This is a genomic window from Sideroxydans sp. CL21 (genome assembly GCF_902459525.1).
In the GTDB taxonomy this organism is placed as follows: domain Bacteria; phylum Pseudomonadota; class Gammaproteobacteria; order Burkholderiales; family Gallionellaceae; genus Sideroxyarcus.
Map to the genome: position 1 here is coordinate 3312439 of NZ_LR699166.1, position 18523 is coordinate 3330961.

Genomic DNA, 18523 nt, shown 5'->3' on the forward strand with positions numbered 1-18523 from the left:
CATAGCGATCAGTATCTTTTTTGTTTTTTAGTCTCTGCCTGACAGGCAAGCACTGCGCGAATTCATAATAGTAGCAAGATTGGAGAAACATGAAAAAAGGAGAAAAGATCCTTTTTGGGATAGTTGCGCTACTCGTAGTTATTACGGTGATCAATTTTACGGTCCTGGAATCAATTAGACGAAACTCGGACAAGCCCTTGTTTCCTATTCTGACTCACTTCGTTTTTTCAGACGAAGGTTTGCGCGGCTACCAGATATATCAGCAAAGAGACTGCTATACCTGCCATAGGGCGGTTGGCAGCGGAACGAGTATGGGCATCAGTCTCGATGGCCTGGGTTCAAAGCATGACGTTGATTACTTCTATGCTTTCCTTAAAAAGCCGGAACAGACTTACGGTTCAAAGACCATGGATCATGGGGCCCCTCCCAAAGATGCCGCTTATGTGTCCGAGCTTCCGGATGCGGAATTGCACACCGTGGCGGTTTTTCTATCCGAGCTAAAGTCTGACCAGGGTTCATCTTCGTCTTTTATTCCACCAAAGGGCGATTCAAGTTTTATTGATGCCATGCTGGATATGTGGGCTCCGGACGGCTGGAGATCACAATACAAAGATATTCGCGATTGGATGAAAACAAAACCTCAAGAGGAGCAACATGAAACAAAGCATTGAGCACAGCGCCGCACAACTCGAAGACTTTAACAAATACCTTTTATGGTTCGTCTACGCGTGCATTATTTACAGCATTATCGGCTTCACGTGGGGAGCAGTTATGGGTGGCGTCCCGGCCTTCCGCTATTTTGTGGACTATAGCGCGCACGGGCGTCTGATCACGCTGGCACATGGTCACATCAACCTGCTGGGGTGGGTTGAAATGGCGATATTCGCCGCTTTATACTATGTCGTCCCTACGGTTTCCCGCCGCCAGATATACAGCGTGCGTCTCGTGAGAATACACTTCTGGATGCACAATTTCGGATTGATCGGAATGGTGGTTTTTTTCCTTTCAGCCGGACTGATTGGCGGCTTGGGCTCGGGCGAAAATACCGAAAAAGTAGTGAGTCATTTGCTGGCCTTTGTCGGGATGTTTGGCATGCTGGTTCTGTCTGCAAACATCATCTGGGGCTATAACTTGTATAAAACAACCAAAGTCGGGTGGCAAAAGCCATTATGAAGAAACGCAAGTTCCTGTCGGCATGCTTGGCATTGGCTCTTTTGAGCACGGTTAGCGGCTGCGAGCAGAATTTATCCGCCGGTTTTGCGGTAGGAATGCACGCGCCGAGTTTGCCCACCAAAACCCTGGCAGATGCCGACGGAAACTTCAGCAAGGTCACGACTTATCGCCAGCCGGATCCCCGCATGTATCAATATTCAGTTGATAAGGCATTGCTGACGGGCAAGCCGATCGTGTTGGAATTTGCCACGCCGGGACACTGTACCAATTGCGACCAGCAGCTTCAGATGCTGAAGGGCGTGATGGATCAGTATCAGGACAAAATCATATTTATCCACATAGACCAATATGCCAATCCCCAGGCCTATAAGGCTTATAGAGTCATGGGCGACCCCTGGACCTTTATCATCGACAAGCATGGCGTCGTTCAGTTTGAACAAGCCGGTAGGATGCTGCTCGGTGAAATGGACAGTGCATTGAAAACAATCAATTGAAAATTGTCATTTGAGGCAATCAACCGATCCTGGTTGCTGCCGCAAATACAATTTGAACAGAATACGGTAGACAGCTTATGAAGGAGACGATGAATTTCGATTTGGTGCCTGATCGCAAAGGAATGGTATGGGATTTGTTGCTGTACATTCCAACCGTGGTGGCGCTGGCTTCGATCGCTGCTGGTTTCTGGTACGACGATGACCACAACATGGGTTACCTGTTCTTCTTCCTGACTTGCTTCTTTTTCATCGCCGGGTTTAACCGGGTATTCAAAACCAGGTTGATGCTTTTACCCTCTGCGCCGATATCACTCAAGGTAACAGACGAGAATCTGGGCTTGGTCCAGCGTAACGGTACCCAGGTTAATCTGGTGAAGAACCTGCGCTACTTCCCCGACTATTCGGGAAAGACATTCGGCATTTCGGGTTTGGATGGCGCAGGCAAGCAACAGCAGTTCGTGTTTCACAAGGGCCAGTTTCCTACTCCTGAAAAGTTTGATTCCATTCAAACTTACTTTAAAGCCCACTTGAACAAAAAATAAGAACGCCTCGCCGGGCATTTATTCAAATCATGGTTCCCGGCTATAGATCCTTGATATCCCAGAGCAACTCCTACTTTTGACGCACTGCGTGTGCCGGACGGAACACCTTGCATTGTTCGGGATCGGATTCCAGATACGCCCCCTCGATCAGGTCGATGCAATAAGGGATCGCCGGAAACACCGCATTCAGGCAATCGTCTATTGAGGAAGGCTTTCCGGGCAAGTTGAGTATCAGGCTCTTGCCGCGCACCCCCGCTGTCTGCCGCGACAGGATGGCAGTCAGCACGAACTTCAGGGATGCCGCGCGCATCTGCTCACCAAAACCCGGCAGCATCTTCTCGCACACAGCTTCGGTCGCTTCCGGCGTCACGTCGCGCAAGGCCGGGCCGGTGCCGCCTGTGGTGACGATGAGGCTGCAGCCAACAACATCGCTCAATTCGATGAGGGTCGCCTCGATCAGCGCCTGTTCATCGGGGATCACCCTCGCCACGGCTTCCCACGGACAGGTCAACACGCGCGTAAACCATGCCCGCATCGCCGGCCCTCCTTTGTCTTCGTACTCGCCGCGACTGGCGCGGTCCGAGATGGTCACAATACCGATGCGTGCGATGCTCATGCTTACTCCCTGTACCCGATTTCGTCCTGAAAGACTGTGCCGTCCAGCAGTTGCACAGTGACCTGTTCACCCTCTGCCAGCCCGGTGCTGTCTGATGGAATCACCAGCAAGCCGTCCGCCCTGGCCATGGACATCAACACCCCGCTGCTTTGCGAGCCGGTGGAACTCGCGATGTATCCGGCGGCATCGCGCGATAGCTGCACACGCACGAACTCGGTACGCCCGGGACGGAATTTCACCGGGTGTGCAAGCCGGGCAGTCACGGTGCGGCGATACAGACGCGTGCTGCCCATCATGTGGCGCAATGCCGGGGCGACGAACTCTTCAAAACAGACCATGCTGGAAACCGGATTGCCGGGCAAACCAAACACAGATGTCTTATCGGCCCTGCCAAATGCGAGCGGGTGCCCCGGCTTGATCGCAACGCGCCAGAACTTCATCTGCACACCCAACGCTTCCAGTGTCGGGCGCACATAATCATGTACGCCAACCGAGGTGCCACCGGAGACCAGCAATACGTCGAACTGCAAACCCTCCTGCAGGTAGCGGCGCAATTCAGCGGGTTCATCGCGTGCGATGCCGAGCAGCACCGGCTCGATGCCGAGTGCCTGCACTTGCCCCATCAGCGCATAGGTGTTGGATTCGGGGATCTTGTTCGAATCGACCGGATCGCGCATGCCTTCCAGCTCGTCGCCCGTCGAAAGGATGGCCACGCTCGGGCGGCGATACACCGTAAACTGCGCCGCCTTCACCGTCGCCAGCACACCGATCACCCCCGGCGTGATCTCGGTACCCGCCGTCAGCACCACATCGCCATTCTTCATGCTCTCACCCCGCGGCCGGACGTCGTTACCGGGTTTCACTATCTTGTCGATCTGCACATCGCCTGCAGGCAATGCCTTCGTATCTTCCACTCTTATCACCGCATCCGCACCTCGCGGCATCGGTGCGCCGGTCATGATGCGCGCACACTGCCCGGCCTGCACGGTCTTGGTCGGCATGTCGCCCGCCTTGATATCCTCGATGATGGCAAGCCGGGTCGGCGCATTCGCCACATCCACACTGCGCACGGCAAAGCCGTCCATCGCCGACACGTCGTAAGGCGGCAGGTCGCGATTGGCGCTGATCGCCTCGGCCAGCACGCGCCCCAGCGACTGTTCCAGCATCACTGTCTCGACCCCGGATAGCGGGACCGATTCGAGTATGAGGCTCAGCGCCTCGCTTGCACGTAAATGCTCCATTACTTCTTCACCTCGTTCATCGCGATCGCCACATCCTGCGGCGTATCCAGATCAAAAAAACTGCGCAGCTGCGGATCGACCGCCAACATCTGCTCCTCGTTCACATAGCACACCGACAATTTTTCAAGCAGCGCGCGCAGGCTGTGCTTGCCTTCTCCGTTGAGGATGCTTTCTGCCACATCCCGGCAACTTGTCGCATAGAACGCTGCGAGCGGTTGCGGAATGCCGCGCACCAGGGGAACCACCGCCTGATGACCCGCACGCTGCCCCGCAAGATACTCGATCATTGCCGGCTTGATGAAGGGCATGTCGCAGGCCACGGCAAATATCCATGGTGTGGCCGCACTTTTCATCCCTGCCGCCAACCCGGCCAGCGGCCCACTGGCAGTGTGTTCGTCGCGCACCTGCGGCACATCCACTCCTGTACGCAGTTGCCGCACGCTGACGATCACCTTGGGAAAGACGGAGTGCATAGTCGTCGTAACACTTTCCAGCAGCGTCTTCCCATCCAGCACCAATTCCGCCTTGTCCTGCCCCATGCGGCTTGAGTCGCCACCCGCCAGAATCAGCGCCGTGCAATCCGTTATCTTCATAAGAACATTCCATTCGTGGTGAGCTTGTCGAACCATGAACGACCGTTCGATATGGCCTTTAATCCCGGGCTTGGCTGAAGGGTCGGAGCGAACGACCATTTGTTCCACAAACAATTTGCCACTTTCATTTAGTCCGTTTCAGGATGAAATCGACAATACCACTCGCATCCTCGAGCGCAAAGTGCGGCAATTGCGGATAGACCTCGTCCATATCGGTAACGATGGCGATCAACCCGTCTGCGATAGCGCAACGCGGAGACTGTTCACATGCACGGCGCAGCACTTCGATCTTTGCTCCCGGCGCATGCGAAAAACCCTCCGCCAGCACCACATCCGCCTCGCCCAGAAAACGTTGCGCCAATTGTTCCGGCTCGCGCTCCTCCTTGGCATCCGCCACCAGTTGCAGCGCGTCGCGCGTGAGCAACATGCTCATCACCGCTCCGGCATCCTTGTAGCGGTAACTGTCCTTGCCCGGCGTATCCAGCTCCACCTTGTGATGGGCGTGCTTGATCGTCGCGACTTTCAAACCGCGAGCGCACAGTTCACGAATGAGCTTTTCCACCAGGGTGGTTTTACCGGAACCGGAATGCCCGACGATTGAGATGACTGTCATTGTTCACAAGAGCCTGGATTCAGTTGTTGGATTCGATGAATGTTGTTACTCGTTTCAATATGTCTGACTGCATTTAACCCGAAGCGGCCACTTGCGATTTCAACAGGGCGGTCAACGTGAAGTCACCTGCGCGGCGCGTATTGCATCTACGTATTGATAGACCATTTCGCGAACACAAGACTTTAGGTTCGCCATATGTCTGTTGAGTACTTCGGATAAAGCAATTGCACCTGATGCGTGCGAAAACCCCAATTCCTCACCTCCGCCAGCTAGCATAAAGCCCCGCTGACTCAAATTAATAGTTCCTGCCTGTACATACCCGTAGTGTGAGATCTGATCTCGAAGTGATTTTCGATCACCTTCGGAAAGAACGAATTCGAACATTGGACGGTACTTCTCGTGTAGCACTATAAGTGGCTTGGCTATGCTTTCAGGCTTAAGTTTCTTAAGGTATGTGCCGAGTCGTCTAAAAGAATGAAAGTCATTCTTAAAGTAAGTACATATCGCTCTGGCCAAATAGTCAAGACATCGACGGTAGGCAAGGATGAAAGCTTGATACTCGAAATCCCAAACCAAGGTATTACCAAGAGCTATTGTTGAATTACCTAATACCTTTCTGTAATCAAACTTCTCGATGCTTTCGATTACTTCAGTTTCAATAGCAACAAGTCTTTCATAATGGTAAGAGACGCACGCCAACGTGTTCTGAAGATCCATCAGAACGCCATTTGAAAACTTGTGATACCACGTTTCAAGCGCTGGGTCTGCACGCCACGCCGAGACAAATTCAGGCTCTGGATTTGTCAGGTAATTATGAAAGTAGAGAAAGGGTTGCCTATCGACCGCAGAGAGTTGATAGCCAGTAATTGATTGCACTGCCGACAAGCACCCCTGAATCTCAGGATTGAAGAAGCTCGCAGTCATATTCTTGAAAATATCTTCGTCCACGTACAAGCCCTTCAACTGTCGAATGAATCTATAGCAAAGACAATAATCATGAGTAAAAGCGCGCTCTGAACAAAACTAACAATAATAAACGACTGCTTTTGGCCGATAACAGACTTACAGATCACTACCGACTTCTTGGTTGCTCCATCTTCTCTTTGCACTCCGAAGACAATTCACTTTCATGTTGTTTGAGGCATCGAACGATTCTGCCTCGCCCTGGCTTTATGTCACTGCAAAGTTTTTCTTCATCTGCCTTGCATGCCTGGACGAAATCCTGGAACTTTTCTTTCTTTATTTTTAGATCATCCTTGCAGGCAGGCGACAGTTCATTTGAATGTTGCTTGAGGCATTGCGCCAAACGCCCTTGCCCCGGCTGCACGCCCTTGCAAAAGTTGGCGACATCTTCTGCACAGGGCTTTGCATTTGGTTCTGCCCAAGCCGAGGACACCATGGATAAACAAAACGCGGCTGCAAGCGTAGCCATCTTCCAGTTTTTCATTTGCCAACTCCTCCGTCTGATTTTAAAAGCAACCAAAAACTGTCATACCAGCCGACCGTTTCCTTCAGCGATTCCTGATTCAGAAATCCTCATCGGCGATCACTAGGGATGCGGCGTCACCCAGGCATCGCCTTGCGGCGTGATCTCTTTCTTCCAGATCGGCACGCGCTGTTTCAGCTCGTCTATCATCCAGCAGCAGGCTTCCAGCGCCGGGGCGCGATGCTCGGCTCCGGCCGCGATGAACACGATGTTGTCGCCGCCTTTCACCGTGCCGATGCGGTGCACGAGGCGCGCATCCAGCAGGCCGAATTTCTCGATGGCCTCGCTGCGCAGCTTGTTCATTTCCGATATCGCCATGCTGCCGTAGGCATCGAAGCTGATCTCGGATACTTCGCGACCTTCGGAGAAATCTCGGGCGCACCCTAGAAAGGTGGCGATGCCTCCCATGCGCTTCGAGCTGGCTTGCAATGCCCTGATCTCTTCGTCCTGGGAGAAGTCTGCTTCCTGAATGCGGACAGGGTCACTCATCGCCAATGCACCGATAAGTTGTCCACCCTCCCTTCGACAAGCTCAGGGCGAACGTACAAATAGTTGAAGAAGTTAGCGGACTCATCTCAACCTCCCGAAAACTTCGCCATAAAGGCGATCTCGTCGTTATCGTGCAGGATCAACTGCTTGTCGTGAACCTGTGCCTGATTGACGGCGATGAAGCTGACGATGCCGAAGGCGCTCGGGTGCTGGGCGCCGAGGTGCACGATGACATCGTGCAATGTCATCCCGGGCGTGAATTCGACTTGCGTCTCGCGCATCTGCACCCGGTCGGCGACGGGGCCAAAAAACAGTATCTTTATCATTTCGCCATACCGCGTTTCCACACGCCGCTCTTGCCGCCTCGCTTCTCTTCGAGTTGCACGCACTCGATGCGCATGCCGCGGTCGATCGCCTTGCACATGTCGTAGATGGTGAGCAACGCGACGTTGGCCGCGCATAGCGCTTCCATCTCGACACCGGTCTGGCCGACGCAACTGGCGGTGGTCACCACCCTGATGCCCACACAGCCTTCTGCGTCCGGCTCAAGGATTTCGCTGAATTCGACTTCCACGCCGGACAGCGCTATGGAATGGCACATCGGGATGATATCCGGTGTGCGCTTGGCGGCCATCACCGCGCCTACATCCGCCACCGTCAGCACATCGCCCTTGGCGATCTGCCCGGTACGTATGCGCTCCAGCGTGGCGATCTGCATGCGCAGCACGCCACTGGCGATGGCGACGCGCTGGGTGCTGGATTTTTCGGAAACATCCACCATGCGCGCACGGCCTGCGTCGGAGAAATGGGTCAGCTTGTCCATTTATTGAGTCACTCTTTTTTCAAATGCAGGCGTTGTCTTCTGACCGCACACACGACAGGAAGGATCCTTGCTCAAGGTACTGCGCAGGATATTCATGTCCAGTGCGTTCACGGAAAGCAGTTTGCCGCTCAGGCCGCGGTCTATTCCGATCAGCAGCTTGAGCGCTTCCGCTGCCTGCAAAGTGCCGATGATGCCCACCAGCGGCGCAAAGACGCCGGTCGTCGCGCAGCGCAATTCTTCCGCCTCGCTGTCTTCCGGGAACAGGCAGTTGTAGCAGGGCGTGTCGTCGCGGCGGTAATCAAACACGGCGACCTGGCCGTGGAACTGGATGGCCGCACCCGATACCAGCGGCTTGCGCCGGGCCAGGCAAGCACGGTTGACCGCATAGCGCGTATCGAAGTTGTCGCTGCAATCCAGCACGATATCGGCCTGTGCGACCAGTTCGTTCAAGCGCGCTTCGTCGGCGCGAATCGGCAAGGCGACGCATTCGACTTCGGGATTGATCTCGTGGAGTGCAGTCTGCGCCGAAACGACCTTGGGCTGGCCGACCATTGCTGTGCGGTGGATGATCTGGCGCTGCAGGTTGCTGAAATCAACCGTGTCGTGGTCGCACAAGGTGAGCCGCCCGACGCCGCTTGCAGCCAGATACAACGCAGCGGGTGAACCCAGCCCGCCGACGCCGATGATGAGCGCATGGCTGCCCAGCAGACGCTGCTGGCCTTCAATGCCGATCTCTTCCAACAGGATATGGCGGCTATAGCGCAGTAGTTGTTGATCGTTCATTTGTCGGCAAACCCTATCTGACCATTCACGCCATGAAGAACAGGCCGGTTTCCCGGCCCGTTCGCTACGCCAGTCACTTTCTCCAGATCAGGTGTTCTGCACCACGATCTTGGGGAAGGCCGCACTGTGGTCTTGTGCCATGTCAGCGACTTTGACCGCGACGCGCCGTGCGATCTGCTTGTAGACCTTGGCAAGCTTGCCATCGGGATCGGCCACCACCGTCGGCTTGCCGGAATCGGCCTGTTCGCGGATGCGGATATCCAGCGGCAGTCCGCCGAGAAATTCCACCTTGTAATCGGCGCACATCTTCTCGCCGCCGCCCGCACCGAAGATATGCTCTTCGTGTCCGCACTTGGAACAGATATGCGTGCTCATGTTCTCGACGATGCCGATGATTTTCACATCCACCTTCTCGAACATCTTCAGGCCCTTTTTCGCATCCAGCAGTGCAATGTCCTGCGGGGTGGTGACAATCACCGCACCGGTGACCGGCACTTTTTGCGCCAGGGTGAGCTGGATGTCGCCCGTGCCGGGAGGCAGGTCGATCACCAGGTAATCCAGATTGTCCCAATTCGTCTGGCGCAGCAACTGCTCCAGCGCCTGTGTCACCATGGGGCCGCGCCAGACCATCGGCGCATCGTCACCTTCGATCATGAAGCCGATGGACATCGCTTGCAAACCATGTCCCTCCATGGGTTCCATCGACTTGCCGTCCTTGGAAACCGGCTGCCCCGTGATGCCCAGCATCGTGGGTTGCGAAGGTCCGTAGATATCGGCATCCAGGATACCGACACGGGCGCCTTCGGCAGCCAAGGCCAGCGCCAGATTCACTGCGGTGGTACTTTTTCCGACACCGCCCTTGCCGCTCGCCACGGCAATGATGTTCTTCACACCGTCGACCAGTTTCACACCGCGCTGCACGGCATGCGGCACGACTTTGCTGCTGACGTTGACGCTGACCTTGCCGCTTCCCGGCAATGCGGATTTCAGATGCGCTTCGACCAGCTGTCTGATCTCGTCCCACACGCTCTTGGCAGGATAGCCGAGCAAGATATCCAGCGAGACATCGGATCCGTTGATCTTGATATTCTTCACGGACTTGCTGCTGACGAAATCCTTTTTGGTGTTGGGATCAGTCAGCCCCTTCAGTGCATTCTGTACGTCGGCTTCAGTAAAACTCATTGTCTGCTCCTGCGAATATTCGAGTGGATAATTCTATACCAGAGTGGCTCACCATAGCCCCGACTTGGGATGCGGTCAATCACCCGTTAGAGGTCGGCATTTGCTCCACGGTGCGCGGGCATGCCGGAAAAATACCCGCGCTTTACAGCATACCTGCGCTGCCTTACATTGCGCCCATGAAAATTCCGCTGACTCTTTCCGTCTTGTTGCTGCTAAGCGCCTGCAGCGCGGCTCCCAACCGGGAATATACCGCCTCGGATGACCGGATGAACGATCTGGTTATGTATACCGTGAGCCTGGCCGACACCCCCTATCGCTACGGTGGCAACTCGGCCAATGGCGGCTTTGATTGCAGCGGCTTTGTCGACCATGTATACCGCCACTCGCTCGGCATAACCCTGCCGAGGACCAGCCGGGAAATCAGCCGCGTCGGTACGCCGATCAGCGTGGATGAATTGAGTCCGGGCGATCTGGTGTTCTACAACACCCAGCATGCGGCCTACTCGCATGTGGGCATCTACGTCGGCGACGGCAAGTTCGTGCACTCACCCAGGACCGGGGAAAGTGTGCGCACCGAGCAGATGCAGATGCGCTATTGGAAAACACGTTACAACGGTGCGCGGCGCATCCACCGCACGCTTCAGTAGCGCGCGCGACGGATTTCTTCGGCCAGCTGGAACACCGACATCGCGTAGTAGTTGCTGTTGTTGTAGCGCATGATGACGTTGAAATTGCTGAACACCAGCCAGTATTCCTTGCCCGACTCTACCGTGAAATCCAGCAGCCATGAAGGCGGCAGGTATCCCTCCTGCTTCTTCACCGGCACCACGCCTGCATCCTGCCAGGCAATGAACGGGCGCGACTCTCCCACGATGCCCAGGCGTTTTTCGTCCTCGATCTTGCACAGGATTGCCACCGGTTCGCTACTGCGCCAGCCGTACTGCCTGAGATAGTTGGCGACACTGCCGATCGCGTCTTCCGGCTCGTTCATGATATCGATCTTGCCGTTGTGGTTGAAATCCACCGCATAGCGGCGGTAACTGCTGGGCATGAACTGCGGTATACCGAGCGCGCCGGCGTAGGAAGACTGAACAGACAGGAGATCGAATCCCTGTTCCCGCGCCAGCAACAGGTATTGCTCCAGTTCATCATGGAAAAAATCGGCCCGGCGCGGATAATCGAAAGCAAGGGTCGTCAGCGCATCCAGCGCCCGGTAGCGCCCCAGGTTGCGGCCGAACATCGTTTCCACACCAAGAATGCCGAGAATGATCTCTTGCGGAACACCGTACTGCTTTTCGGCACGCTTCAGCGCAGCCGAATATTTTTCCCAGAATTGCACACCGTCGCCGATGCGTTGCGGATTGATGAAGTTCGGTCGGTATTCCACCCAGGGCTTGAGGATCGCTGGTTTGGTGATGGAGTCGATGGCGTCGGCGCGGAATTCGGCAAGCCTGAATGCCTGCTCCAACTCCTCGCGTTTGAACTGGTGTTTGGCCACCATCTCGTCGATGAAGGCCGGGATACCTGGTAGATCTACCGCTTGCGCAGTGCAATGCATGAACAACAGGACAAGGAATAATCGTTTCTTCATAGCGCCTCGGTGTTGCGAATCGGCTCATTCTACTCGACAGCAGGGGCCGTCACTGTTAAATTTCGGCCCATACTCAACCCCGGAAAAGCAATATCATCGATATGGAAAAAGCAACCCAGCATCACCGCCTCATCATTCTTGGTTCCGGCCCTGCCGGTTACACCGCCGCCGTCTATGCCGCGCGTGCCAACCTCAAACCTGTACTCATCACCGGCATGGCACAAGGCGGGCAACTCATGACCACGACCGACGTGGATAACTGGCCTGCCGATGTGAACGGCGTACAGGGACCGGAACTGATGCAGCGTTTCCAGCAGCATGCGGAACGTTTCAATACTGAGATCGTATTCGATCACATCCATACAGCCAAGCTGCAGCAGAAACCTTTCCTGCTGATCGGCGATGCAGGCATCTACACCTGCGATGCGCTCATCATTTGCACCGGCGCATCGGCGCAATATATCGGGCTGCCATCGGAAGAGTCTTTCATGGGTAAAGGCGTTTCCGGTTGCGCGACCTGCGATGGATTCTTTTACCGCAACCAGGATGTCGCTGTCGTCGGCGGCGGCAATACCGCGGTTGAAGAGGCACTGTATCTGGCCAACATCGCCAAGCATGTCACGCTTGTACACAGACGCGATACCTTCCGTGCCGAACGCATCATGATCGATCACCTGATGGAGAAAGTGAAAGAAGGCAAGATCACCCTGCAATTGAACCAGACACTGGATGAAGTACTGGGCGACGACAGCGGCGTGACCGGCGCGCGTCTCAAGCAGGTGCAAGGCGGCGCAACGCAAGACATCAAGGTCGCCGGCGTGTTCATCGCGATCGGCCACAAACCCAATACCGACATCTTCGCCGGGCAACTGGAGATGGAGAACGGTTACATCGTCACCCGCGGCGGACGTGAAGGTAACGCTACAGTGACCAGTATCGACGGCGTATATGCGGCGGGCGACGTACAGGATCACGTTTATCGCCAGGCCTGCACCAGCGCGGCAACCGGCTGCATGGCTGCACTGGATGCGGACAAGTACCTTTCGTCACTGGGGTAACTGGTGAAGGAAAAGCCGGAACAGGACACAGACTTGTTCCGGCAAGCACTGGAAGGCGTCACACCGCTTGCACCACCCGACCGCATCGCACCATCCGCCAGGCCGCGCAAATCCATCAGGCGTGACAACCCTGTTTCACCTCCCGTTGCCGACGTCTTGTCCGATCACGGTGCGGGCGATAGCGCGGTCACCGAGTTCCTTCGTCCCGGTTTGAACCGGATGACCCTGCGCAAATTGCGGCGCGGGGAATGGCCGCCGAAGGACGAGCTTGATTTGCATGGCCTCAACTCCGATGCGGCAAGAAAACTGCTTGCAGAATTTTTGCATGAAGCAACGCAACGCGGGTTGCGCTGCATCGGCGTAATACACGGCAAGGGATGGCGCAGCGAAGGACGGGACGGCATATTGAAAGTTCATACCCGCCATTGGTTGACCCAGCATCCGCAAGTATTGGCATTCTGCGAGGCACCCCCGCAGGCAGGGGGCGGCGGTGCAGTATGGGTGTTGCTGAAAAGCAGTTAACCTCCCTGCCTCAACTGAGATACCCCCGGTATTCATGACAACAAAAAAGCTCCCGAGGGAGCTTTTTTGCTGAAACAGATTGTTCTTCTTACAGCTCTTTGGCGTGCGAAGCCAGATACTTGGCCACACCTTCCGTCGATGCATTCATGCCGGCCTTGCCTTTGCTCCAGCCTGCGGGGCAGACTTCGCCGTGTTCTTCGTGGAATTGCAGCGCGTCGACCATGCGCAGCATTTCGTCGATGTTACGGCCCAGCGGCAGATCATTCACCACTTGGTGACGCACTACACCGGCTTTGTCGATCAGGAATGAGCCACGGAATGCTACACCGCCTGCAGCTTCCACATCGTAGGCTTTGCAGATTTCGTGCTTGATGTCGGCCACCAGGGGGTAGCGCACTTGGCCGATGCCGCCGTTGTTGACGGCTGTGTTCTTCCATGCAAGGTGAGTGAAGTGGGAGTCGATGGAGACGCCGATCACTTCCACGTTGCGTTTCTTGAATTCATCCAAACGGTGATCGAAGGCGATAATCTCGGAAGGACACACGAAAGTGAAATCCAGCGGGTAGAAAAACACTACGGCTGCCTTGCCTTTGATGTGTTTGCTCAGGTTAAAAGTTTCATTGATCTCGTTGTTGCCCATGACGGCAACAGCGTTGAAATCGGGTGCTTGCTTACCTACGAGTACGGCCATGATGATCTCCTGAAAAAGTGGTTGGGGAAATTAGTGAGATTTGGTTGAGTGAATTTCTCGGGTATCAAATTTACCAGATATGTTAGCAGTGTCAACTGAATTGCCTCCCATTTTCAAGACAATGCTCAGCCTGATGCATTGTTCCTCAAAATCCAAGGTAGCCAGACTTCAATGAGTTGCACTGAAAGACACCGAACGGCTCAACGAAGTCCAGGTTTGGTTCGGATTCGGAAGCGGACTTCCTGCCAGCAAACCGATTCAGGCTGCCTTTGCACCATGCTGCTTGCCCGTCAAAATGGAGTACAGCATCTGCAAAACGACGGCCCCGCCGATGTACATCACTGCCACTTCGACATAAGGGGCAAAGTATTGCGCCACGCTGGAAGTATATTCTGCTGCGCTCATGCGACCGAAATATCCGGCCAACAGATAGAAGCTTACGTTGGCGATGACGAAGGCCAGGCTGCCCGCAACCACTGCCGCAGCAAACAAACCAACCAGGCTTTTGCTTGTCAGATCATGGCGCGGCGCGTACCAGCGCCCGACAAACCACAAACTGGAATATGCAAACACGAGGAAACCGTAAGCCGAAGTCACGCACCATCCGCTGACACCGAGGAAATTGATCGCGTAATAATCCACCAGCGCGGCTTCTACCAGCAACAACGCCAACACAACCAGCGCTCCGCGTATCCGCCCAAGGAACAGGCCACCCAAAAAGTACACCGCGTACGACGCGTCGGGCAAAACCGCCGACGAGCCGAAGTGGTTGAAACGCGTCAGCGCCATCAACAACGCCAGCGCCACGCCTATCCATATCGTTTTATTTTGCAAAATTTTCATGTTGTCTCCTTAATATGTGCGTGCCAAGCCTGAATTGGCGCCAACTTTAACAGAAAAGGCCGGGGCGGGCGACAGCGGCCGTCCCGGCCGACCCATCAGCGATAGCTCAATCCGACAAACAAGGTGCGGCCCAGCGTGTTGTAGCTGTACACCTCGGAATAATTGCGGTTGAACAGATTGTCCACGCGCGCGTTCAGGCTGAAGTGCTTGTCAATACTGTAGCTCGATGTCAGATTGAGCAACGAGTAACCCGGCAGGGTGACAGCCGTGGATGGATATGTATAGTAATTTGCATCCTGACGCGCACCGCTGTATCGCACCTCGGCCCCCAGATTCCACGCCGCAAAATCATGAGTCGCGGCAACGCTCGCAAACTCCCTGGCTCGACGCAGCAGCACCGCATTGGTACCAACGTCGCGGGGATCCTGGAAAGTAGCGCTGGCTTTCAAATGACTATCGCCGAAATCACCCGCATAACTTAGTTCCTGGCCGGTGATTTGCGCCTGGTTGATGTTCACGACGGTTGTGAATCCGGCGTTGTTTGCGATCAGGTCGCTGATACGGTTATCGAAATACACTGCATCCACATGCTGTCCATTCGCTGCATAATGCAGTCCGGCTTCTCTATTGTGCGAACGCTCCGGCTTCAGGTTCGGATTGCCTTGATAACCGAACGTCAACGGGTAATACATGTCGTTGAAGGTTGGCGCCTTGAAGGCACTGCTGACCGTGGCCGTAGCGCGCCAATTGTCCGCGAAGGCCAGGCCGTAACCCAGCAAACCGGTATTTGCCGTACCGAAATCCGAATAGTCATCCTGGCGCAGGTTGAGCTGGATTTGCTGCGCGCCATAGTCTCCCGTGTAACCACCCAGTACGCTGTTCACATTGCGTTTGACTTGTGTGTACATCGTGTCGGAGTTGACCGACTGGCCCAAATGTTCCGTTGCCAGGCTCAATTGCTGACCGTCCGCAATCTTGAAATTGTTCTGCCAGGCCAGTTGATTGTTCTGGGTCCGGTAACGATACGCAAGTGCACCGTTGAGATAGGTGTGGCTATCGTCCACGCCTTGTGCGAGACGCACCTGGCTGTGCCAAATATTTGTGAGTTGGTCGTCGGAAGCCAGCGAATACTTGTCGATGCTCTCTACGGTATTGTTGACATCGGTGACGGCCGGATTATACGGATTGTCAAACGAGGTATTGCCGCGCGTGCTGAACACGGAAGCAGACAATGCGTGATCTGCGTTGATTGTGTGCTTGATTTGGGCATTGACAGTGTTGTTGTCATAACCATTGTTGTTTGGATTTGTATTTGTACCCGGAGCAAGCAGCGGATTGATTGCCGACACGCCATCGGTCTTGACTCTGCCCGCATTCACATTGAACGAGGTGTCATTCACTTCTCCGGAAACTCCGGCTGACAAACGTTGTGTACCGTAGCTGCCCAAACCCGCACTGGCATTCAAGGCCGGGGCCCCCGTTCCATGTTTGGTAAACAACTGGATCACACCGCCTATGGCCTCGGAACCGTACAAGCTGCTGACGTTGCCGCGCACCACCTCAATGCGCTCGATGCTGTCCAGCATGATGTGCTCGAGCGCGGTTGAGCCCGTTGTGGCGGAGTCGACGCGTACTCCGTCTATCAGCACCAGTACCTGATTGGAATTTGTCCCGCGCATGAAAATGCCGGACTGCGCCCCTAATCCCCCGGACTGGGCGACCTCGACCCCCGCCAGCGAACGCAACAGTGTCGGCACGTCCGTCGCGCCGGAATTGCGTATATCCTGTTCGTTCAAAACGGTGGTATCCGCGATGGTCTTGTCCAAAGGCTGTGGCATGCGTGTAGCCGTAACAACCACTTCGTCCAGACTATCGGTTGCAGCTTGCGCGAGGGGGGTGACTGCGAAGAATAATGCGGTAAAAAGGTATTTTTGTTTCATGATGCTTCCTAATTTTAGGTTCCAAGCGTCCCCGTTGGAACATTGAACAAAATCAGGAATACAGCGAGAAGAAAAGATGGCCTTTGAAGAACGAGCATCCATGCGCCTCCCGCAGCATTTCCTGAACCTAGCTCAAGGCCGGTATCCGGGCTCACAAGTCTTGATTCACCGCCTTCCCATGATTGCTCACAGTGGCCAATTGGCAAATCCACACTTGCTTACCGTTGCGGGGGCAGCACAGGCTTTGGAGTTAATGCCTCCTTACCTGTTTCCCGTTTAACTGAAAGGCTCGCACCTTTCTGCACCTTGAAGCATTCCAGATTCTACCAGAGGTTAATAGCGTAAATTCCAAAGCACTTGCAAAACACACTGTTACCGATTGACTTAACAGGCTTTTTAAATTTATAGTTCGGGCATGCATAGCGAACTCGATGTCCTCGACCAAAAATTGGCCCAACTGGTACAGCTTACCCAGCGCCTGCGCGCCGAGAATCTGCAATTGCGTCAGGAGATCGCAGCTGCTGTAAGCCAGCAACGCAAGAGCCAAGACAAAGTTAACGAGGCGGCGCAGCGACTGGAAAAGCTCCTGTCCCAACTTCCCGAGGATACACAATGAGCAAAGTCAGTTCACTTGATGTGACTATCCTCGACCGCGAATTGCGCGTCGCCTGTCCCGACAATGAGCGCGCCGAACTGCTTGATGCGGTTGCTTATCTGGACAAAAAGATGCGCGAGATACGCGATGCCGGCAAGATCGCGTCGATCGAACGCATTGCCATCATGGCCGCGCTCAACATCACCCATGAGCTCCTCACCACACGCATTGGCGGGGGATTTGACCTCGCCGAATTCAAGCGTAGAATGGACTCCATGCAGGCAACCATCGACGCGACGTTAGCGGAACAGGATGAGTTGTTTTAGTTTGTCCCCTGCGGTGTTCGTCAGACTCATAATTCTTTGAACCAATGAGCTAATGCTTAGGTTGCGCCCCATTAAAGTTACTGTTGTGAGCATCCCCCGCGGATGCACCTGATGTAACCGGGAACCGACCCTCTTGAACCCCGGTTCAAGATATTGAGTCAACGGCACAGGCGGGGGACTCCATTCAAAATGCGGCGCAAGCCGCATTTTCTTTTCAGCGAGTTTGGCATGAGATACTGGTTGATGAAATCGGAACCCGGCGATTGCAGCATAGACGACCTTGCGGCGTTGCCGGATCAAACCGTGGCCTGGTATGGCGTACGCAACTATCAGGCTCGCAACTTCATGCGCGACCAGATGCAGGTCGGCGACGGAGTGCTGTTCTACCACTCCAACTGCAAGGAACCCGGCATCGCCGGTATCGCGCAGGTCAGCAGCACGGCTTATCCCGATGCCACGCAATTCGAGAAGAAAAGTAAATACTTCGACCCCAAGGCAACGCAGGAGACTCCGCGCTGGTTCAACGTGGATGTGAAGCTGGTAAAGAAAATTGAACTCATTTCCATAGACGAATTGCGCAAACATGCAGAATTGGAGCACCTGCGCACTCTTCAGCGCGGCAACCGGCTTTCCATCACGCCACTTGACCCTGCCGAGTGGAAGTTCATCACGACCAAGCTGGCTCAAGACTCATAGACTCATCGTTGTTTTCATCGGCATGATGCCTTGCATCAAGCCACGGCTCGCTTACACTTGAACACGCAACATTTCTTCCGAGCACAGCCTAAAAGCAACCCATGCCCCCTCATGATCAATTTGCAAAGGTATGTATTTGAAATTAAATGCTCGAGCGTGAAACTCCTGCCCACCTCCTTCAATAAAATCGATTTTGTGCCGATAGAGTTGAAGATCATCGCAGCAA

24 protein-coding genes, 1 other RNA gene, 1 pseudogene and 1 riboswitch are annotated in these 18523 nt (G+C 54.8%); of the genes and pseudogenes, 11 read left to right on the forward strand and 15 right to left on the reverse strand.

The annotated features are described in order from the left end of the window. Positions 1-89: 89 nt before the first annotated feature. From QOY30_RS15770 to QOY30_RS15785, 4 genes are all read left to right on the forward strand, one after another. Positions 90-671 carry a c-type cytochrome gene (locus tag QOY30_RS15770; RefSeq protein WP_283745576.1) on the forward strand — a complete coding sequence of 194 codons (582 nt, stop codon included), beginning with the start codon at positions 90-92 and terminating at the stop codon, positions 669-671. Beyond that, the gene (locus QOY30_RS15775; protein ID WP_283745577.1) at positions 655-1173 is read left to right on the forward strand and encodes a cbb3-type cytochrome c oxidase subunit I; all 519 of its coding nucleotides are present in this window, start codon (positions 655-657) and stop codon (positions 1171-1173) included. Before QOY30_RS15770 ends, QOY30_RS15775 begins: the two co-directional genes overlap by 17 nt. Beyond that, a complete protein-coding gene (locus QOY30_RS15780; protein ID WP_283745578.1) occupies positions 1170-1667 on the forward strand; it encodes a TlpA family protein disulfide reductase in 498 nt (165 codons plus the stop codon). Before QOY30_RS15775 ends, QOY30_RS15780 begins: the two co-directional genes overlap by 4 nt. An 89-nt stretch (positions 1668-1756) precedes the next feature. Beyond that, entirely contained in the window at positions 1757-2209 is a 453-nt protein-coding gene (locus QOY30_RS15785) for a hypothetical protein (RefSeq protein WP_283745579.1), read from the forward strand. Between the two features lie 70 nt (positions 2210-2279). Here QOY30_RS15785 and mog read toward each other — a convergent pair whose 3' ends face one another. From mog to apbC, 11 genes and pseudogenes are all read right to left on the reverse strand, one after another. Beyond that, on the reverse strand, positions 2280-2825 hold the full coding sequence (gene mog, locus QOY30_RS15790) for a molybdopterin adenylyltransferase (RefSeq protein WP_283745580.1): 546 nt from the start codon (positions 2823-2825) through the stop codon (positions 2280-2282). Between the two features lie 2 nt (positions 2826-2827). Then, positions 2828-4066 carry a molybdopterin molybdotransferase MoeA gene (locus QOY30_RS15795; RefSeq protein WP_283745581.1) on the reverse strand — a complete coding sequence of 413 codons (1239 nt, stop codon included), beginning with the start codon at positions 4064-4066 and terminating at the stop codon, positions 2828-2830. Next, entirely contained in the window at positions 4066-4659 is a 594-nt protein-coding gene (gene mobA, locus QOY30_RS15800) for a molybdenum cofactor guanylyltransferase (RefSeq protein WP_283745582.1), read from the reverse strand. The genes QOY30_RS15795 and mobA overlap by 1 nt, the downstream gene beginning before the upstream one ends. Positions 4660-4783: 124 nt before the next feature. Further along, entirely contained in the window at positions 4784-5272 is a 489-nt protein-coding gene (gene mobB / locus QOY30_RS15805; protein WP_283745583.1) for a molybdopterin-guanine dinucleotide biosynthesis protein B, read from the reverse strand. A 111-nt stretch (positions 5273-5383) separates the two neighbouring features. Further along, positions 5384-6220 (reverse strand): hypothetical protein, encoded by an 837-nt coding sequence (locus QOY30_RS15810; RefSeq protein ID WP_283745584.1) that lies wholly within the window; start codon positions 6218-6220, stop codon positions 5384-5386. Between the two features lie 124 nt (positions 6221-6344). After that, entirely contained in the window at positions 6345-6719 is a 375-nt protein-coding gene (locus tag QOY30_RS15815) for a cysteine rich repeat-containing protein (protein WP_283745585.1), read from the reverse strand. Between the two features lie 102 nt (positions 6720-6821). Next, on the reverse strand, positions 6822-7247 hold the full coding sequence (locus tag QOY30_RS15820; protein ID WP_283745586.1) for a molybdenum cofactor biosynthesis protein MoaE: 426 nt from the start codon (positions 7245-7247) through the stop codon (positions 6822-6824). An 86-nt stretch (positions 7248-7333) separates the two neighbouring features. Then, entirely contained in the window at positions 7334-7573 is a 240-nt protein-coding gene (locus QOY30_RS15825) for a MoaD/ThiS family protein (RefSeq protein WP_283745587.1), read from the reverse strand. Then, positions 7570-8070: a cyclic pyranopterin monophosphate synthase MoaC gene (gene moaC, locus QOY30_RS15830; RefSeq protein ID WP_283745588.1), complete on the reverse strand. Its 501-nt coding sequence runs from the start codon at positions 8068-8070 to the stop codon at positions 7570-7572. The genes QOY30_RS15825 and moaC overlap by 4 nt, the downstream gene beginning before the upstream one ends. Beyond that, positions 8071-8853 carry a HesA/MoeB/ThiF family protein gene (locus QOY30_RS15835; RefSeq protein WP_283745589.1) on the reverse strand — a complete coding sequence of 261 codons (783 nt, stop codon included), beginning with the start codon at positions 8851-8853 and terminating at the stop codon, positions 8071-8073. 87 nt (positions 8854-8940) lie between these two features. Next, positions 8941-10041 (reverse strand): annotated as a pseudogene (gene apbC, locus QOY30_RS15840) (iron-sulfur cluster carrier protein ApbC); the annotation flags it as partial. A 17-nt stretch (positions 10042-10058) separates the two neighbouring features. Between apbC and QOY30_RS15845 the strand changes: the two are divergent. Beyond that, positions 10059-10682 carry a C40 family peptidase gene (locus QOY30_RS15845; protein WP_283745590.1) on the forward strand — a complete coding sequence of 208 codons (624 nt, stop codon included), beginning with the start codon at positions 10059-10061 and terminating at the stop codon, positions 10680-10682. On the opposite strand, the gene mltB is transcribed toward QOY30_RS15845, so the two are convergent. After that, complete coding sequence (gene mltB, locus QOY30_RS15850) at positions 10676-11626, reverse strand: lytic murein transglycosylase B (protein ID WP_283745591.1); 951 nt, start codon at positions 11624-11626, stop codon at positions 10676-10678. The two genes, QOY30_RS15845 and mltB, sit on opposite strands and share 7 nt — an antisense overlap. 101 nt (positions 11627-11727) lie before the next feature. Here mltB and trxB point away from each other — a divergent pair, with 101 nt between their 5' ends. After that, positions 11728-12684 (forward strand): thioredoxin-disulfide reductase, encoded by a 957-nt coding sequence (trxB, locus tag QOY30_RS15855; protein WP_283745592.1) that lies wholly within the window; start codon positions 11728-11730, stop codon positions 12682-12684. Between the two features lie 3 nt (positions 12685-12687). Further along, positions 12688-13206 carry a Smr/MutS family protein gene (locus QOY30_RS15860; RefSeq protein WP_283745593.1) on the forward strand — a complete coding sequence of 173 codons (519 nt, stop codon included), beginning with the start codon at positions 12688-12690 and terminating at the stop codon, positions 13204-13206. A gap of 88 nt (positions 13207-13294) precedes the next feature. Here QOY30_RS15860 and QOY30_RS15865 read toward each other — a convergent pair whose 3' ends face one another. From QOY30_RS15865 to QOY30_RS15875, 3 genes are all read right to left on the reverse strand, one after another. Continuing rightward, on the reverse strand, positions 13295-13897 hold the full coding sequence (locus QOY30_RS15865; protein ID WP_283745594.1) for a peroxiredoxin: 603 nt from the start codon (positions 13895-13897) through the stop codon (positions 13295-13297). Positions 13898-14155: 258 nt separating this feature from the next. Further along, on the reverse strand, positions 14156-14740 hold the full coding sequence (locus tag QOY30_RS15870) for a hypothetical protein (RefSeq protein ID WP_283745595.1): 585 nt from the start codon (positions 14738-14740) through the stop codon (positions 14156-14158). 95 nt (positions 14741-14835) lie between these two features. Beyond that, positions 14836-16680 (reverse strand): TonB-dependent receptor domain-containing protein, encoded by a 1845-nt coding sequence (locus QOY30_RS15875; RefSeq protein ID WP_283745596.1) that lies wholly within the window; start codon positions 16678-16680, stop codon positions 14836-14838. A 119-nt stretch (positions 16681-16799) separates the two neighbouring features. Next, positions 16800-17004, reverse strand: a riboswitch (cobalamin riboswitch). A gap of 91 nt (positions 17005-17095) precedes the next feature. Here QOY30_RS15875 and QOY30_RS15880 point away from each other — a divergent pair. From QOY30_RS15880 to QOY30_RS15895, 4 genes are all read left to right on the forward strand, one after another. Next, the gene (locus QOY30_RS15880) at positions 17096-17296 is read left to right on the forward strand and encodes a hypothetical protein (RefSeq protein ID WP_283745597.1); all 201 of its coding nucleotides are present in this window, start codon (positions 17096-17098) and stop codon (positions 17294-17296) included. Then, positions 17293-17601, forward strand: coding sequence for a cell division protein ZapA (locus QOY30_RS15885; protein WP_283745598.1), 309 nt, complete (start codon positions 17293-17295; stop codon positions 17599-17601). Before QOY30_RS15880 ends, QOY30_RS15885 begins: the two co-directional genes overlap by 4 nt. 2 nt (positions 17602-17603) lie before the next feature. Beyond that, positions 17604-17782: non-coding RNA, 6S RNA (gene ssrS / locus QOY30_RS15890), on the forward strand. A 47-nt stretch (positions 17783-17829) separates the two neighbouring features. Continuing rightward, a complete protein-coding gene (locus QOY30_RS15895) occupies positions 17830-18297 on the forward strand; it encodes an EVE domain-containing protein (protein WP_283745599.1) in 468 nt (155 codons plus the stop codon). Positions 18298-18523: the final 226 nt, after the last annotated feature.

Coding starts and splice junctions, on each gene's coding strand:
- QOY30_RS15865 (WP_283745594.1), bottom strand. CDS start 13,897: ATGGCCGTACTCGTAGGTAAGCAAGCACCCGATTTCAACGCTGTTGCC.
- QOY30_RS15775 (WP_283745577.1), top strand. CDS start 655: ATGAAACAAAGCATTGAGCACAGCGCCGCACAACTCGAAGACTTTAAC.
- QOY30_RS15825 (WP_283745587.1), bottom strand. CDS start 7,573: ATGATAAAGATACTGTTTTTTGGCCCCGTCGCCGACCGGGTGCAGATG.
- QOY30_RS15885 (WP_283745598.1), top strand. CDS start 17,293: ATGAGCAAAGTCAGTTCACTTGATGTGACTATCCTCGACCGCGAATTG.
- mog (WP_283745580.1), bottom strand. CDS start 2,825: ATGAGCATCGCACGCATCGGTATTGTGACCATCTCGGACCGCGCCAGT.
- QOY30_RS15870 (WP_283745595.1), bottom strand. CDS start 14,740: ATGAAAATTTTGCAAAATAAAACGATATGGATAGGCGTGGCGCTGGCG.
- QOY30_RS15795 (WP_283745581.1), bottom strand. CDS start 4,066: ATGGAGCATTTACGTGCAAGCGAGGCGCTGAGCCTCATACTCGAATCG.
- QOY30_RS15780 (WP_283745578.1), top strand. CDS start 1,170: ATGAAGAAACGCAAGTTCCTGTCGGCATGCTTGGCATTGGCTCTTTTG.
- mobB (WP_283745583.1), bottom strand. CDS start 5,272: ATGACAGTCATCTCAATCGTCGGGCATTCCGGTTCCGGTAAAACCACC.
- mltB (WP_283745591.1), bottom strand. CDS start 11,626: ATGAAGAAACGATTATTCCTTGTCCTGTTGTTCATGCATTGCACTGCG.
- QOY30_RS15820 (WP_283745586.1), bottom strand. CDS start 7,247: ATGAGTGACCCTGTCCGCATTCAGGAAGCAGACTTCTCCCAGGACGAA.
- QOY30_RS15880 (WP_283745597.1), top strand. CDS start 17,096: ATGCATAGCGAACTCGATGTCCTCGACCAAAAATTGGCCCAACTGGTA.
- QOY30_RS15785 (WP_283745579.1), top strand. CDS start 1,757: ATGAATTTCGATTTGGTGCCTGATCGCAAAGGAATGGTATGGGATTTG.
- moaC (WP_283745588.1), bottom strand. CDS start 8,070: ATGGACAAGCTGACCCATTTCTCCGACGCAGGCCGTGCGCGCATGGTG.
- QOY30_RS15895 (WP_283745599.1), top strand. CDS start 17,830: ATGAGATACTGGTTGATGAAATCGGAACCCGGCGATTGCAGCATAGAC.
- QOY30_RS15835 (WP_283745589.1), bottom strand. CDS start 8,853: ATGAACGATCAACAACTACTGCGCTATAGCCGCCATATCCTGTTGGAA.
- QOY30_RS15815 (WP_283745585.1), bottom strand. CDS start 6,719: ATGAAAAACTGGAAGATGGCTACGCTTGCAGCCGCGTTTTGTTTATCC.
- QOY30_RS15875 (WP_283745596.1), bottom strand. CDS start 16,680: ATGAAACAAAAATACCTTTTTACCGCATTATTCTTCGCAGTCACCCCC.
- QOY30_RS15770 (WP_283745576.1), top strand. CDS start 90: ATGAAAAAAGGAGAAAAGATCCTTTTTGGGATAGTTGCGCTACTCGTA.
- mobA (WP_283745582.1), bottom strand. CDS start 4,659: ATGAAGATAACGGATTGCACGGCGCTGATTCTGGCGGGTGGCGACTCA.
- trxB (WP_283745592.1), top strand. CDS start 11,728: ATGGAAAAAGCAACCCAGCATCACCGCCTCATCATTCTTGGTTCCGGC.